At 57.0% G+C, this 14115-nt stretch carries 11 protein-coding genes; 3 read left to right on the forward strand and 8 right to left on the reverse strand.

The window, feature by feature from the left end; translation table 11 throughout:
• Positions 1-19 precede the first annotated feature (19 nt).
• Positions 20-1351 carry a phosphoglucosamine mutase gene (gene glmM / locus RMS03_RS03615; protein ID WP_310625743.1) on the forward strand — a complete coding sequence of 444 codons (1332 nt, stop codon included), beginning with the start codon at positions 20-22 and terminating at the stop codon, positions 1349-1351.
• 29 nt (positions 1352-1380) lie between these two features.
• On the opposite strand, the gene RMS03_RS03620 is transcribed toward glmM, so the two are convergent.
• Positions 1381-2286: a LysR substrate-binding domain-containing protein gene (locus RMS03_RS03620; protein WP_310625744.1), complete on the reverse strand. Its 906-nt coding sequence runs from the start codon at positions 2284-2286 to the stop codon at positions 1381-1383.
• A 312-nt stretch (positions 2287-2598) separates the two neighbouring features.
• Between RMS03_RS03620 and RMS03_RS03625 the strand changes: the two genes are divergently transcribed.
• Positions 2599-4320: an NADH-ubiquinone oxidoreductase-F iron-sulfur binding region domain-containing protein gene (locus RMS03_RS03625; RefSeq protein ID WP_310625745.1), complete on the forward strand. Its 1722-nt coding sequence runs from the start codon at positions 2599-2601 to the stop codon at positions 4318-4320.
• Positions 4321-7332, forward strand: coding sequence for a molybdopterin-dependent oxidoreductase (locus RMS03_RS03630; protein ID WP_310625746.1), 3012 nt, complete (start codon positions 4321-4323; stop codon positions 7330-7332). It begins immediately after the preceding gene.
• Here the strand turns inward: RMS03_RS03630 and RMS03_RS03635 are convergent.
• The 7 genes from RMS03_RS03635 to RMS03_RS03665 form a co-directional block, all read right to left on the reverse strand.
• A complete protein-coding gene (locus RMS03_RS03635; RefSeq protein WP_310625747.1) occupies positions 7277-7426 on the reverse strand; it encodes a hypothetical protein in 150 nt (49 codons plus the stop codon). The genes RMS03_RS03630 and RMS03_RS03635 overlap by 56 nt on opposite strands.
• Positions 7427-7428: 2 nt before the next feature.
• Positions 7429-7587, reverse strand: coding sequence for a hypothetical protein (locus tag RMS03_RS03640; RefSeq protein ID WP_310625748.1), 159 nt, complete (start codon positions 7585-7587; stop codon positions 7429-7431).
• Positions 7588-7598: 11 nt separating this feature from the next.
• The gene (locus RMS03_RS03645) at positions 7599-8609 is read right to left on the reverse strand and encodes a class 1 fructose-bisphosphatase (RefSeq protein WP_310625749.1); all 1011 of its coding nucleotides are present in this window, start codon (positions 8607-8609) and stop codon (positions 7599-7601) included.
• A 9-nt stretch (positions 8610-8618) separates the two neighbouring features.
• Positions 8619-11336, reverse strand: coding sequence for an aminopeptidase N (gene pepN / locus RMS03_RS03650; RefSeq protein ID WP_310625750.1), 2718 nt, complete (start codon positions 11334-11336; stop codon positions 8619-8621).
• Positions 11337-11344: 8 nt separating this feature from the next.
• Positions 11345-12449 (reverse strand): peptide chain release factor 2 gene (gene prfB / locus RMS03_RS03655; protein WP_310625751.1). Its coding sequence is split into 2 segments (ribosomal slippage): positions 11345-12367 and positions 12369-12449, totalling 1104 coding nucleotides; the frame shifts between segments, so codons are not numbered across the junction.
• Between the two features lie 61 nt (positions 12450-12510).
• Entirely contained in the window at positions 12511-13062 is a 552-nt protein-coding gene (locus RMS03_RS03660; RefSeq protein WP_310625752.1) for a hypothetical protein, read from the reverse strand.
• Positions 13063-13111: 49 nt separating this feature from the next.
• Positions 13112-14017 carry an alpha/beta hydrolase gene (locus RMS03_RS03665; protein WP_310625753.1) on the reverse strand — a complete coding sequence of 302 codons (906 nt, stop codon included), beginning with the start codon at positions 14015-14017 and terminating at the stop codon, positions 13112-13114.
• Positions 14018-14115: the final 98 nt, after the last annotated feature.

The raw sequence follows: 14115 nt of genomic DNA on the forward strand, positions 1-14115 counted from the left end.
CACCAAGGCAAAACAGACAATGACGCGCAAATATTTTGGAACAGACGGCATTCGTGGCACGGTGGGCCAAGCGCCCATCACGCCAGATTTTGTGTTGCGCTTGGCGCATGCCGTGGGCCGTGTACTCAAAAAAACTGAGGCGCACCCGACCGTGTTGATTGGCAAGGACACGCGTATTTCAGGCTATATGTTGGAGTCAGCCTTAGAGTCCGGCTTCAACTCAGCGGGTGTGAACGTGGTGTTGCTGGGGCCATTGCCCACACCGGGGGTGGCCTACCTCACGCGTGCGCAGCGTGCGAGCTTGGGCGTGGTTATCAGCGCTAGTCATAACCCGTTTGCAGACAACGGCATCAAGTTTTTCAGCGCCCAAGGCAATAAATTGAGTGATGCATGGGAACTGGCGGTGGAAGCTGTCTTGGATGAACAGCCTGTGTGGGTGGACTCTGCGAACCTCGGTAAAACCAAACGCTTGGACGATGCCGCAGGTCGCTACATTGAGTTTTGCAAAAGTACGTTCTCTAACGACCTCACGCTCAAAGGTTTGAAAATTGTGGTCGATGCTGCACACGGTGCGGCGTATCACATCGCGCCCAAAGTGTTTCACGAGTTGGGTGCTGATGTGATTGCCATTGGTTGCAGTCCCGATGGATTGAACATCAACCATGAGGTGGGCGCGACCCATCCTGATGCCTTGGTACGTGCCGTCAAAGCCAACCATGCGGACTTTGGCATTGCCTTGGATGGTGATGCGGACCGTTTGCAAATGGTCGATGCACAGGGGCGTCTCTACAACGGTGACGAACTGCTTTACTTGATGGCCGACGATCGTTTGGCGAACGACGAAGTCGTGCCAGGCGTGGTGGGCACCTTGATGACCAACATGGCCGTCGAAGTCGCGTTGAAAAAACGTGGCGTGCAGTTTGTGCGCGCCAGGGTGGGGGACCGCTACGTGCTCGAAGAACTGGCCAAGCACCAGTGGATTTTGGGCGGTGAGGGCTCCGGCCACTTGCTAGCCTTAGACAAGCACACCACTGGCGATGGTTTGGTGAGTGCCTTGCAGATTTTGCAAACCTGTGTGCGCAGCGGTCGTGCCATGGCTGACTTGCTCAAAGACGTCACACTGTTTCCGCAAACTCTTATCAACGTGCGCTTACGTCCCGGCCAAGATTGGCAGTCCAACTTGTGCATGAAAGAAGAAGTGCAAAAAGCTGAAGCCGAATTGGGTGACACAGGCCGTGTGTTGATTCGTGCCAGCGGCACCGAGCCTTTGGTGCGTGTGATGGTGGAGGCACGCGACGAAGCGCAAGCCAATGCGTGTGCCAAGCGCATCGCAGAGACCTTGTCCACTTAAGATCAGGGGGTGTGCGCTGGCGGTGACCGTCAGCAATCCGCTTCTTTTTGTTGAATCAGCCAGTCTTTGAAATGCCGCCAGATTTCGCGGGGTGGCGCGATGTGCGGTTCTATCAAGTAATAAGCCCGCAAGCCAGTTAAAGGGCGGTTGCAGGCCACCACCAAGTCGCCACTAGTGAGTTCATTTGAAATCAACAAAGTGGGAATGAGCGAGATGCCTAAGCCACAGCGGGCGGCGGCGACTTGCATGGAAAAAAGCTCATACCGTGGGCCGGTCATAGCGCGGGGGGCATCGACACCTTGTGCCTCAAACCACTGTCGCCAAGCTTCGGGACGGGTGGACTGTTGCAACAAGGGCATGTGCAGCAGTTGCGACGGGGTCAGGGGTTGTTTTTTTTTCAGCAGCGCAGGACTGCAAACGGGAATCACTGTTTCATTAAACAGTTTGGTCGCCAGCGTGCCTGCCCACTGGAGCACTTGAGCGGGCGTGCCAGCATACAAGGCCGCGTCCATCCCTGAGTCACTGAACATGAAGGGTCGTGTGCGGGTTTCAATGTGAATTTGATTTTGCGGAAAAGCCTGTGTGAAGGACGGCAAGCGAGGGATGAGCCAACGCGAGGCCAGCGTGGGTACAGCGGCCAGTGTCAGACTTTCGTTCTGGCCTTGTGCGCCCATGACATCGAGGGTGTCACGCTCCAAGGCATCGAGGCGCTTATTCACCTTCCGTGCGTAGTCTTGTCCCGCGGCTGTGAGTTGCATGCCATGTTGCCCACGTTTGAATAAGGTGACGCCCAGCATGTCCTCGAGCGCCGCCACTTGGCGCGAGACGGCACCTTGCGTCAAGGCGAGCTCTTGTCCAGCTTTGGTGAAGCTGGTGTGGCGAGCGGCGGCTTCAAAGCAGATGAGGGATTGGGTGGAGGGGAGCTTGCGTCGCATGGAGAAACTTGGATGGGGAATACTCAGATAATACAAAATGCATGACTGGGTGATAAGCAATCGTTTGCGCATTTCATACCTAGCGCGTTTGTTTTGCGGTATGACGATGAATCGACGGATCACCCGCGATTCGATGAATGACAGCAAGGAAGAAACTGGAGTCAGCTAACCTTGCAAACCTCGGACTTCTGGAGTTTAGATTGGTACGGGAATTGGGGGCAGGTCACGACAGCATGCCGTCGCTGAGGTGCATCATTTGGTGTTCCTTGGATTTTCAGGGTATCGTATCTGTTGATACTTGTTTTCTGTCCCATGAACCATTCAGCTTCCCGTCCTTTTCCCCCCAGCGTCGTTGTCGCCACGGTCGATCAACTGCGCGAAACAATTCGTCGTAAAGGTCAGCTCAAAGGCCGACAAGCCGATGATGTGTCATTGCAAAAGGTGCTCGCCTTGATTGGCGAAGCCCCGCATCGCCGTGATTTGCTGATTGAGCATTTACACAAACTCAACGATGCCTATCGTTGTTTGCATGACCGTCACTTGGTGGCCTTGGCCAAAGAGATGAAGCTGCCGATGGCGGAGGTGTTTGAAGTGGCCACGTTCTATCATCACTTCGAAGTCGTGCGTGGCGATGAAGCCGCACCCGGTTTGACCGTGCGTGTGTGCGATGGTTTGAGCTGTGAGCTGTCAGGTGCCAAACAATTGATAGAGAAGTTGCCCGCCTTGCTAGGCAATGCCGATGTGCGTGTGATTTCTGCGCCCTGCGTGGGCCGTTGCGAGCAAGCGCCTGTGGCCGTGGTGCATCAAAACCCTGTGCCACATGCCACACCAGAGTTGGTGGTGGCTGCAGTGAATGCCAAGCAAACCCATCAAGCCATGACCGAGCATGTGGACTTGGATGCGTATGTGGCCGACGGCGGCTACCGCTTGCTTGCAGATTTGCACGCAGGCAAAGTAGAGACGGAGCAAGTGCTCAAGGCCATGGAAGACTCTGGCTTGCGCGGCTTGGGTGGCGCAGGTTTTCCGGCAGGGCGCAAATGGCGCATCGTGCGCGAACAACCCGCGCCACGTTTGATGGCCGTCAACATTGACGAAGGCGAACCCGGCACCTTCAAAGACCGCACTTACCTCGAGCGTGACCCACACCGTTTTTTAGAAGGCATGCTGGTGGCCGCGCAGGTGGTGGGCATCGACGCCATTTACATTTATTTGCGTGACGAGTACCACGGCTGCCGTGACTTGCTCACGCAAGCGTTGGCTCACTTACAAGCCAACCCACCTTGCCCGTTGCCACACATCGAGTTGCGACGCGGTGCAGGTGCCTACATCTGCGGTGAAGAGTCCGCGATGATTGAAAGCATCGAAGGCAAACGCGGTGAGCCACGCATGCGCCCGCCCTACATTGCCCAAGTGGGTTTGTTTGGCAGGCCTACCTTGGAACATAACTTTGAAACCCTCTATTGGGTACGCGACATTGTGCAAAAAGGCGCAGATTGGTTTAGCGGTTTTGGCCGACACGGACGCAAAGGTTTGCGCAGTTTCAGTGTGAGTGGTCGCGTCAAACAACCCGGGGTCAAACTGGCTCCTGCGGGCATCACCATCCAAGAGTTGATTGACGAGTATTGCGGTGGCATGCGTGACGGTCATGAGCTCTATGCCTATTTGCCCGGCGGAGCCTCGGGCGGCATCTTGCCCGCGCGCATGAACGACATTCCTTTGGACTTTGACACCTTGCAACCCTATGGCTGCTTCATTGGTTCAGCCGCTGTGATTGTGTTGAGCCAGCACGATTCAGCGCGCGATGCGGCCGTCAACATGATGAATTTTTTTGCGCACGAGAGCTGTGGCCAATGCACCCCGTGTCGTGTGGGCACTGCGAAAGCTGCACAACTGATGCAGGCCAAGGTGTGGGACAACACGACGTTGGAAGACTTGAATCAAGTGATGATCGACGCCTCCATTTGTGGTTTGGGTCAAGCTGCACCCAACCCTGTGCGTTGTGTGCAAAAGTACTTCCCAGAGGAGGTCGTTTAAGTGAACGCCTCGACCCAACCCACAAACTTGATACCGCCAACCGTCGCGTTCACGCTTGACCAACAAACCATCCATGCCTATGAGGGCGAAACTATTTTGAAGGCGGCTCAGCGTCACGGTGTGGACATTCCCCACCTTTGTTACAAAGATGGTTTGCGCCCAGACGGCAACTGTCGCGCGTGTGTGGTGGAAATCAAAGGCGAACGCACCTTGGCACCGAGCTGCTGCCGCACGGCGACAGCGGGTCTTGAAGTGTTGGTGAGCGAGCGTGCGGTGAAGAGCCAGAAGATGGTGTTGGAGATGTTGCTCTCCGACATGCCTGATGTGGGCTACAAGTGGAATGACGCTGCTCCCTCTCTCGCTGCTGCGACGGGGGATACGCTAGGCGCCTCATGCGGCGAGCCAAAATCGTTGCCCGGCGCATCCCCCATCGCAGCGGGTGTGGGCGAGCATGGCGAGCTGAGTGATTGGGCTTCGCGTTTGAATGTGTCGGTGCGTCCAGAGCTGCGTGCGTTGCGACGCGAACAACCCGCATGCGATGTATCACACCCTGCCATGGCGGTGAATTTGGATGCATGTATTCAGTGCAACCGTTGTGTGCGAGCCTGCCGTGAAGAGCAAGTCAACGATGTGATTGGCTACGCCAACCGTGGTGCGCACAGCCAAATCGTGTTTGACTTAGATGATGAGATGGGCCACAGCTCGTGCGTGGCGTGCGGTGAATGTGTGCAAGCGTGCCCCACGGGCGCGTTGATGCCCAAGACACAGATTGGTTCACAAGTGGTGGACAAAAAAGTGGACTCCGTCTGTCCGTTCTGCGGCGTGGGTTGTTTGCTAACCTACCACGTGAAGGACAACACCATTGTCAGCGTGGAGGGCCGCGACGGCCCCGCCAACCACAGCCGCTTGTGTGTGAAAGGTCGTTTTGGCTTCGACTACATCCACAACCCCCAGCGTTTGACCGTGCCTTTGATTCGCAAGCCCGGTGTGCCCAAAGACCCAGAGGTTATCGGGCGGCTCAACCGCGATGCCGCAGATTGGTCAGAGGTCTTCCGTGAAGCGACATGGGAAGAAGCCTTGGCGCTCGGTGCTGGCAAGCTCAAAGACTTGCGCGACATCCATGGCACCAAAGCCTTGGCGGGTTTGGGTTCAGCCAAAGGCAGCAACGAAGAAGCCTACTTGTTCCAAAAACTGGTGCGCACAGGCTTTGGCTCTAACAACGTGGACCACTGCACGCGTCTGTGCCACGCCTCTAGCGTGGCCGCACTGCTCGAAGGCGTAGGCTCGGCGGCGGTGAGTAACCAAGTCAACGACGTGGCATATGCGAACTTGATTTTCGTCATCGGCTCTAACCCGACCGCCAACCACCCTGTGGCCGCCACATGGATGAAGAACGCCGCCAAACGCGGTGCCAAGATTGTGCTGGCCGACCCGCGCATCACCGACATTGGCAAGCATGCGTGGCGCACTTTGCAGTTCAAGCCTGACACCGATGTGGCCATGCTCAATGCACTCATTCACACCGTGATTGAAGAAGGCTTGGCGTATGAAGACTTCATCCGTCATCGTGCCAACAACTACGAGGCCTTGAAAGCAAACGTTCAAGGCTACAGCCCCGAGGCAATGGCTCCGATTTGTGGTGTCCCTGCTGAGACCCTGCGTGAAGTGGCGCGTGAGTTCGCTAAATCCAAGGGGGCGATGGTGTTGTGGGGCATGGGCGTGAGCCAACACATCCACGGCACTGACAACGCCCGTTGTTTGATTGCGTTGGTGACGGTGACAGGGCAAATCGGCAAGCCCGGTTCTGGCTTGCACCCACTGCGCGGACAAAACAATGTGCAGGGCGCCAGCGATGCAGGCCTCATTCCCATGATGTACCCCAACTACCAACGCGTCACTAACAAGGCCGCACACGATTGGTTTGAAAAGTTCTGGGACATGCCGTTGGACGACAAGCCTGGCTACACCGTGGTCGAGATCATGCACAAAGCTTTGGCCGATGACAGCGACCCGCACAAAGTGCGCGGCATGTACATCATGGGTGAGAACCCCGCTATGAGCGACCCTGATTTGAACCATGCGCGTCATGCCTTGGCCTCGTTAGAGCATTTGGTGGTGCAAGACATCTTCATGACCGAAACCGCTTGGCTCGCCGACGTGGTGCTGCCTGCCACCGCATGGCCTGAAAAAACAGGCACGGTCAGCAATACTGACCGCATGGTGCAGCTGGGCCAACAAGCGATCGACCCACCCGGTCAAGCCAAGTCCGATTTGTGGATCATTCAGAAAATTGCCCAAAGAATTGGCCCTCATGCACCACCGCTGCATGGCTTGTCGCCTGCGCAGGGGCAGCCGGGTGGCGGGCGTGCCCTCGCGTTTGGCTACCAAGGTGAACACTGTGGCGTGGCCGAGGTCTACGAAGAAATGCGCCTAGCCATGCATGCGGTCATCAGTGGCATCACATGGGCGCGTTTGCAGCGCGAATCCAGCGTGACCTACCCTTGCTTGAGTGAGGTGGATCCAGGTTCTCCCACCGTCTTCACATCACACTTTGACACCGACGATGGTCGTGTGCATTTGGTACCCGCAGACATCATTCCCGCAGACGAGCGTCCTGACCGCGACTATCCCTTTGTGCTCATCACAGGTCGTCAACTTGAGCACTGGCACACAGGCAGCATGACGCGCCGTGCCACGGTGCTCGATGCGATTGAGCCGATGGCAACGGCCTCTATGTGTGGTGCGGACATGCAGCGCTTGAAGGTGGGGGCAGGGGATGTCATCACCATCGCCTCGCGTCGTGGTCATGTGACCTTGCATGTGCGTCGCGACGACGGAACGCCCCAGGGCGCAGTGTTCGTCCCGTTTGCGTACTACGAAGCTGCCGCCAATTTGATGACCAATGCAGCGCTTGATCCGTTCGGGAAAATCCCCGAGTTCAAGTACTGTGCGGTGGCTATTCAGGCAGGTGGTGATTTGCCGCTGCATGCGGGTTTTGGCGTGAATGCTTGAGGCTCAACAACTCGTCGGCAGATTTGGCATAGCTGAACGTGGCGGTACGCACACCTAGACCCACCGCCACATCACGGATGCGTTCACGGTTCATGGTCAGGTTGGCAGCGCGGCTTCGTTCAACATGCTGAACACGCTGCATTCATCAGCCACTTGCATGGCGGGTGCACCTGCATAGCTTTCGCAGGACACGACGTAGCAGCCCAAGCGCTTCGCGCTGATGACGAATTCTTTGCCAAGCTCACCAGAGCCCAAGAGAAGGTTTTTTATAAAGCGTGGTAGCTCGTCACACGGGCTACTTCGTTCTTCGAGCCTAAGATGACGCTCACACGTTGGTGAAGTTCGGTGGGTTGAATGTCCAAGATGCGCTGCTGTCCGTTGGTGGATGCGCCACCGGCTTGCTCGATCAACCAGCTCATGGGGTTGGCCTCGTACATCAGGCGCAGCTTGCCAGCTTTGCCGGGTTCGCGCTTGTCCCAGGGGTACATGAACACGCCACCGCGTGTGAGGATGCGGTGTACATCGGCCACCATCGAAGCAATCCAACGCATGTTGAAGTTTTTGCCACGTGGTCCTTCAACACCTTGCAAACACTCGTCGATATAGCGCTTCACAGGCTCGTCCCAATGGCGCATGTTGCTCATGTTGATGGCGAACTCTTGGGTATCGGCAGGCACTTTGACGTTTTCATGCGTCAGCACGAAAGAGCCTTGCTCGCGGTCCAAGGTGAACATGGCCACGCCGTCCCCCACGGTCAACACCAAAGTGGTTTGTGGACCATACACGCAATAGCCTGCGGCCACTTGCTGGGTGCCAGGTTGCAAGAAGTCTTCCTCGCTCACGCCTTTGCTGGGGTCTACTTTTTTGAGCACGCTGAAGATGGTGCCAATGCTGACGTTGACTTCGATGTTGCTAGAGCCATCGAGGGGGTCAAACATCAACAGGTATTCGCCTTGGGGGTAGCGGTTGGGCACGACGTGGATGCTGTCCATTTCTTCGGACGCCATGGCAGCCAAGTGACCGCCCCATTCGTTGGCTTCAATCAACACATCGTTGGCGATGATGTCGAGTTTCTTTTGCACTTCGCCTTGCACGTTTTCGCTGCTAGCCGAGCCCATGACGTCGCCGAGTTCGCTGCCCAAAGCGCCTTTGTTGACGGCATGGCTGATGCTTTTGCAAGCACGTGCCACGACTTCGAGCAACAAACGCAGCTCAGAGGGGATGAGGCCTTTGGCACGTTGTTGTTCGACCAGATAGCGGGTGAGGGAAACAGGCATGGCAAGTCCTTAGTTGGCGAGCGCGCGCGAGACCACTTCGCGCACATCGTTGCTTAAATCGGTTTTGGCGGCGATGCGTTGGATGGCTTCGTGCGCAGCGCTGCGGTAGGGCTCGGCCAGTTTGCGCCAACGGTCTAAGGCGCGTGCCAAACGGGCGGCGACTTGGGGGTTGATGGCATCGAGCTCCAACACGCGTTCGCTCCAAAACACATAGCCTGCGGCATCGGTGCGGTGGAAGGCGCCGGGGTTGGCACTACAAAAGCTGAAGATCAAGCTGCGTGCGCGGTTGGGATTCTTGAGGTTGAAGTCAGGGTGCTGCATGAGGTGGCGCACCAAGGGCAATACGTTGCCACCACGGTCGGTGCTGCCTGCTTGCAGGGCAAACCATTTGTCCATCACCAAGGCTTCGCGTGAGAACAAGTTGTAAAAGCGTTGCAGCGCGTCGCTCGCCAAGGTGTGCCCAGCTTGAACCAGTGCGCTCAAGGCATTGAAGCGGTCGGTCATGTTGTGGGCATCTTGGAAGCACTGGTAGGTGCGCTCAGGCCACACCACGTCACCGGTGGTGCGTGCGTCCAAGCACAACATGGCGAGGGCCATGCCGCTCAAGGCGCGGCGACCACTTGACACGGGGTCGGGGCTGAAAGCGCCGTTCTCACTATGCGCTTCAAAAGCCCAAGCCCAGTCGTCGTGCAACTCGCGGGCGAGCTGCGCGCGCATGGTTTCGCGCACGGCGTGGATGCGTTGTGGGTCGACCACATCGAGTTGTTCGGCGATGTAGGTTTCAGAGGGCAGTGTGAGTACCAAGTCTTTGAACGCGGCGTCTAAAGCTGGGTTGCGCAGCACGGTGCGCAGGGCTTGCATCAACGCGGCATCCAACACGTGGGTAGGTCCCTCGCTGGCAGCCACAGCAGTGAGTGCTGCGTTCAGACACAGGCGTTGTACCGCTTCCCATTGGTTGAATGGGTCGGTGTCGTGCGCGAGGAGCGTGAGCAGTTGCGTGGGCGTGAAGTCTTTCTCCAGCATCACCGGTGCGCTGAAACCACGCAAGATGGACGGCACGGGTTCTTCACCCGCTTGCAACGACAAGTCTTTGAACTCAAAGCTTTGAGTGGCTTCGGTAAGTACGAGCAGTTGGCTGGGCAAGACCTCACGGCCATCAGCACCCAGCAAGCCAAATTGCACGGGAATGACAAAAGGCTCTTTGTGGTCTTGGCCGGGACCGGGTGGGCAGCTTTGGCTCAGGTTCAGTGTGTAGCTGCGTGTGTCGGCGTTGTAACTGCCAGCGGCTTGCACACGGGGTGTGCCCGCCTGTGCGTACCAGCGCTTGAACTGTGTCAAGTGCGTGGCGAGCGCAGAGCCGGGGTTGGCATCGGCAATCGCTTGGGCAAAGTCGTCGCACGTCACGGCTTGACCATCGTGGCGCTCGAAGTACAGCGACATGCCTTTGGCGAAGCCTTCACGAGACGTCAAGGTTTGCATCATGCGCACTACCTCAGCGCCTTTTTCGTAAATCGTGACGGTGTAGAAGTTGTTGATCTCGACATAGCTGTCAGGACGCACGGGGTGAGCCATGGGGCCTGCGTCTTCTGGGAACTGCGCGGTGCGCAGCAAGCGCACGTCTTCGATGCGTTTGACGGCTTTGGCTGAGGCCGCAACAAAGTCATTGTGCGCGGTGTTGCCATGTGAATTGGCTTTCAATGCTTCGGCGGCCAAGTCTTGACTGAACTCTTGGTCGCGGAAAACGGTGAGGCCTTCTTTGAGCGAAAGCTGGAACCAGTCGCGGCAAGTCACGCGGTTGCCAGTCCAGTTGTGGAAGTACTCGTGGCCGACCACGCTTTCGATGTTGGCGTAGTCCATGTCGGTGGCGGTGGCCGAGTTGGCCAGCACAAACTTGGTGTTGAAGATGTTGAGGCCCTTGTTCTCCATCGCGCCCATGTTGAAGTCGCTGGTGGCGACGATCATGAAGCGCTCGAGGTCGAGGCTCAAGTTAAAGCGCTGTTCGTCCCACTTGATGCTGGCCATGAGCGAGTTCATGGCGTGTTCGGTTTTGTCCAAATCGCCCGAACGCACAAACACTTGCAGCACATGTTCTTTGCCCGATGGCGCTTTGACACGCTGTTCGCGGCAGACAAACTGGCCTGCGACCAAGGCAAACAAGTAGCAAGGCTTTTTGTGAGGATCGACCCAGCGGGCGAAGTGGCGGCCGTCTTCGAGCAAACCTTCGTCCATCAAGTTGCCGTTGCTCAGCAGCACGGGGAAGGCTTTTTTGTCAGCCCGCAGGGTGACGCTGTAGTGAGACATCACATCGGGGCGGTCCAAGAAATACGTGATGCGTCGAAAGCCCTCGGCCTCACACTGAGTGAAGAACGAGTCGTTGCTGACGTACAAGCCCGAGAGCATGGTGTTCTTGGCAGGCAAGCAGGTGGTGAAGATTTCCAGCGTGAAAGGCGCGTGGCCTTCGGGCAAGTTTTCCAGCACCAACTGGCTGCCGTCCATCTTGAACGAGGTGCCTTGGCCGTTGACCAAGACGCGTGCCAAGTTGAGTTCGTCGCCATCCAAGCGCAGAGGCTGAGCCGCCACGTCGGGGTTGCGGCGCACACGCATGTGGTTGAGCACGCGGGTCTTGGCGGGGTCTAAATCAAACGTCAGATCGACGGTGTCAATCCAAAACGCGGGCGCTGTGTAGTCTGCGCGTTGAATCAATGGGGCTGTGCCTTCACGGTGCATAAATAACCTCAAATTCCTTGCTTGAGTGACGCTTCGATGAACGCATCGAGGTCGCCATCCAAGACTTTTTGTGTGGCCGAGACTTCAACGTTGGTGCGCAAGTCTTTGATGCGGCTGTTGTCCAGCACGTAGCTGCGAATTTGGTGACCCCAGCCCACATCGGTCTTGGTGTCTTCGAGTTTTTGTTGCTCTTCTTGGCGCTTGCGCATCTCGAAGTCATACAAGCGTGAGCGCAGGCGCTTCCACGCCACGTCGCGGTTGCTGTGTTGGCTGCGGCCGTCTTGACACTGCACCACGATGCCTGTGGGGAGGTGGGTCAAACGCACGGCCGAGTCGGTCTTGTTGATGTGTTGCCCCCCCGCGCCCGAGGCACGGTAGGTGTCGGTGCGCACATCCGATGGGTTGATGTCAATCTCGATGGAGTCATCAATTTCGGGGTACACAAACACCGAGGCAAACGAGGTGTGGCGACCGCCCGAGCTGTCAAAAGGCGACTTGCGCACCAAACGGTGCACGCCGGTTTCGGTGCGCAGCAAACCAAACGCGTATTCGCCTTCGATCTTGATGGTGGCGCCCTTGATGCCTGCCACGTCGCCAGGTGACTCGTCTTCCACCGTGGTTTTGAAGCCTTTGCGTTCGGCGTATTTCAGGTATTGGCGCAGCAACATGCTGGCCCAGTCGCAGGCCTCTGTGCCGCCTGCGCCAGCTTGGATGTCCAAAAAACAATTCAGTGGGTCGGCCTCGTTGCTGAACATGCGGCGGAATTCGAGCTCTTCGATGGTTTTGACCAAGCCTTGGGTGTCGGCTTCGATGGTCAGCAAGCCGTCTTCGTCGTTGTCGGCTTTGCTCATTTCAAACAACTCGGCGTTGTCTTCCAGCTCTTGGGTCAGGCGGGTGAGGGTGACGACCACGCCGTCGAGGGCTTTTTTCTCACGACCCAGCTCTTGTGCTTTTTTGGGGTCGTTCCAAATGGTGGGGTCTTCTAGAGACGCATTAACGGTGCGAAGGCGTTCAGCTTTGGCATCGTAGTCAAAGATACCTCCGCAGATCTACCGTGCGCACGCTCAGGTCGGCGAGGGTAGATCCAATGAGGTTGATGCGTTCTGCTTCCATGATGCGGTCTTCTTTATGTGTCTAGAGGAAACCGCAGATTTTCTCACGTTCAGACCCGTTCTCAGAAGTTGCGTGCGTAGGCGAACAAAAGCCCAGCATTGCCGAGCAAAAAGACCTGTGCCGAGTCGTTGGGGGTGATGGTGTAACCCAGCGACGGAATGATGGCAGGTGCAATGCCCATTTGGTTGAATGGAATCTTGTCTTTGTATTCGCCGCGATAGCCGTACAAAAGACCCGCAGACACTTTGGTGAAGAGTTTTGGGTTACCCCAAATGCCATCCCACTGTTGGCCGACATAGACGTAGGTCGAGCCTTGACCGAATGAGTTGGTGAACAAGGCCATGCCACAGAAACGACCGCCGCTGACATGGCTGTCCAAAGCGCCCAACATGACTTGCTTGTGTTCCGGGCTGTAATGCCAGTGGTGGGTGTAGGGGGAGAGGGTGAGGTCCCACTTTTTGGCGGGTTGCGCACCGCCTTCAACCGCCAAGCTGTCTGGGCAAGGCTGCAGGTCGTAAAGGTTGCTGTCAGCCGCTTGTACCGATGTTGCCCCCCAAACGCCAGCAAACATAAGAGACAGTAGCAGCGTACGCAGTTTGTGTTGGAAAAACATCGGTTGAATTTAGTTTCTAAGAACAGAATCGTATCTGCTTTCGTTCGTCTCATGCCTTGAGAAAACGCTCCACCCAACGTGCCAATGCTTCTGGCTGGTCGTGGTGCAGCATGTGGCCTGCGTCGTCTATGACGGCGTGGGTGAGGTGGGGGATGGCGGCAATGCGCTGCATGAACTCGGCCTGTGTGTAGCTGTCTTTCCACCATGACTGCATGCTGTCGCTGCTAGCCACCACGCACAGCGTGGGGGCGGTGATGCGTTCGTAAATGGCTTGGGTTTCATCGGTTTTGAACAGTTGGGCATTCACCACTTTGTGTGCCGCATGGCCCAAGATGCGCCATTCGCCTTGGTCGTTGGCGCGCGCCCAGTGTTGCGCTAGCCAATGGGCTTTGTCCGTGCCCAAGCGGGGGTTGGTTTTGATGAGGCGTTGTGCGACGGCCTCTAGGCTGACATAGGGCTTGAGGTACATCTCACCACGTGTCTGTGCTTTGACTTCGTCCATCCATTTGGCCAAGCGTGTGGGGGCTTGGCTGGGTCTGGTGGCGGGCATACCAAAGCCTTCGAGGTTGATGAGTTTCTTCACTCGCTCAGGCCGCACGCCTGCATAGAGGGTGGCCACATGGCCACCCATGCTGTGGCCCAGCAGGTGGACAGGGCGCGCACCCACGTAGTGGTCCAGCAGTTGGTCTAAGTCGGCCAGATAGTCTGGGAACCAGAAGTTGTCGGTGTGGGGTGTCTCTGTCAGCCCAAAGCCGCGCCAATCAGGGGCGATCACCCAATGGTTGTTTTGCAGTGCATCCACCACGAACTGGAACGAGGCCGCCACATCCATCCAGCCATGGACCATGACCAGTGGTGTTGTGTCGGGAGAGAGCGTGCCCCATTGACGGACGTGGTAACGCAGGTGACGGATAGGGATAAATTCGCTGTGTGAATGCTTTTGAATTGAGTACATTGAACGCATCATAAGGACACGAGACATGGCCCACGCTTTTACGCATCGCACCGCTCATTCAACGCCGCATGCCGTGCGGCCTTCACAGTCGCATGATT

The sequence above is a fragment of the Limnohabitans sp. genome (assembly GCF_031538885.1).
In the GTDB taxonomy this organism is placed as follows: Bacteria; Pseudomonadota; Gammaproteobacteria; order Burkholderiales; family Burkholderiaceae_C; genus Limnohabitans.

What these genes read in the sequence shown, in the direction of transcription:
- RMS03_RS03660 (WP_310625752.1), bottom strand. Translation starts at nt 13,062, where the DNA reads ATGTTTTTCCAACACAAACTGCGTACGCTGCTACTGTCTCTTATGTTT.
- RMS03_RS03665 (WP_310625753.1), bottom strand. Translation starts at nt 14,017, where the DNA reads ATGTACTCAATTCAAAAGCATTCACACAGCGAATTTATCCCTATCCGT.
- pepN (WP_310625750.1), bottom strand. Translation starts at nt 11,336, where the DNA reads ATGCACCGTGAAGGCACAGCCCCATTGATTCAACGCGCAGACTACACA.
- RMS03_RS03635 (WP_310625747.1), bottom strand. Translation starts at nt 7,426, where the DNA reads ATGAACCGTGAACGCATCCGTGATGTGGCGGTGGGTCTAGGTGTGCGT.
- RMS03_RS03625 (WP_310625745.1), top strand. Translation starts at nt 2,599, where the DNA reads ATGAACCATTCAGCTTCCCGTCCTTTTCCCCCCAGCGTCGTTGTCGCC.
- RMS03_RS03645 (WP_310625749.1), bottom strand. Translation starts at nt 8,609, where the DNA reads ATGCCTGTTTCCCTCACCCGCTATCTGGTCGAACAACAACGTGCCAAA.
- RMS03_RS03620 (WP_310625744.1), bottom strand. Translation starts at nt 2,286, where the DNA reads ATGCGACGCAAGCTCCCCTCCACCCAATCCCTCATCTGCTTTGAAGCC.
- glmM (WP_310625743.1), top strand. Translation starts at nt 20, where the DNA reads ATGACGCGCAAATATTTTGGAACAGACGGCATTCGTGGCACGGTGGGC.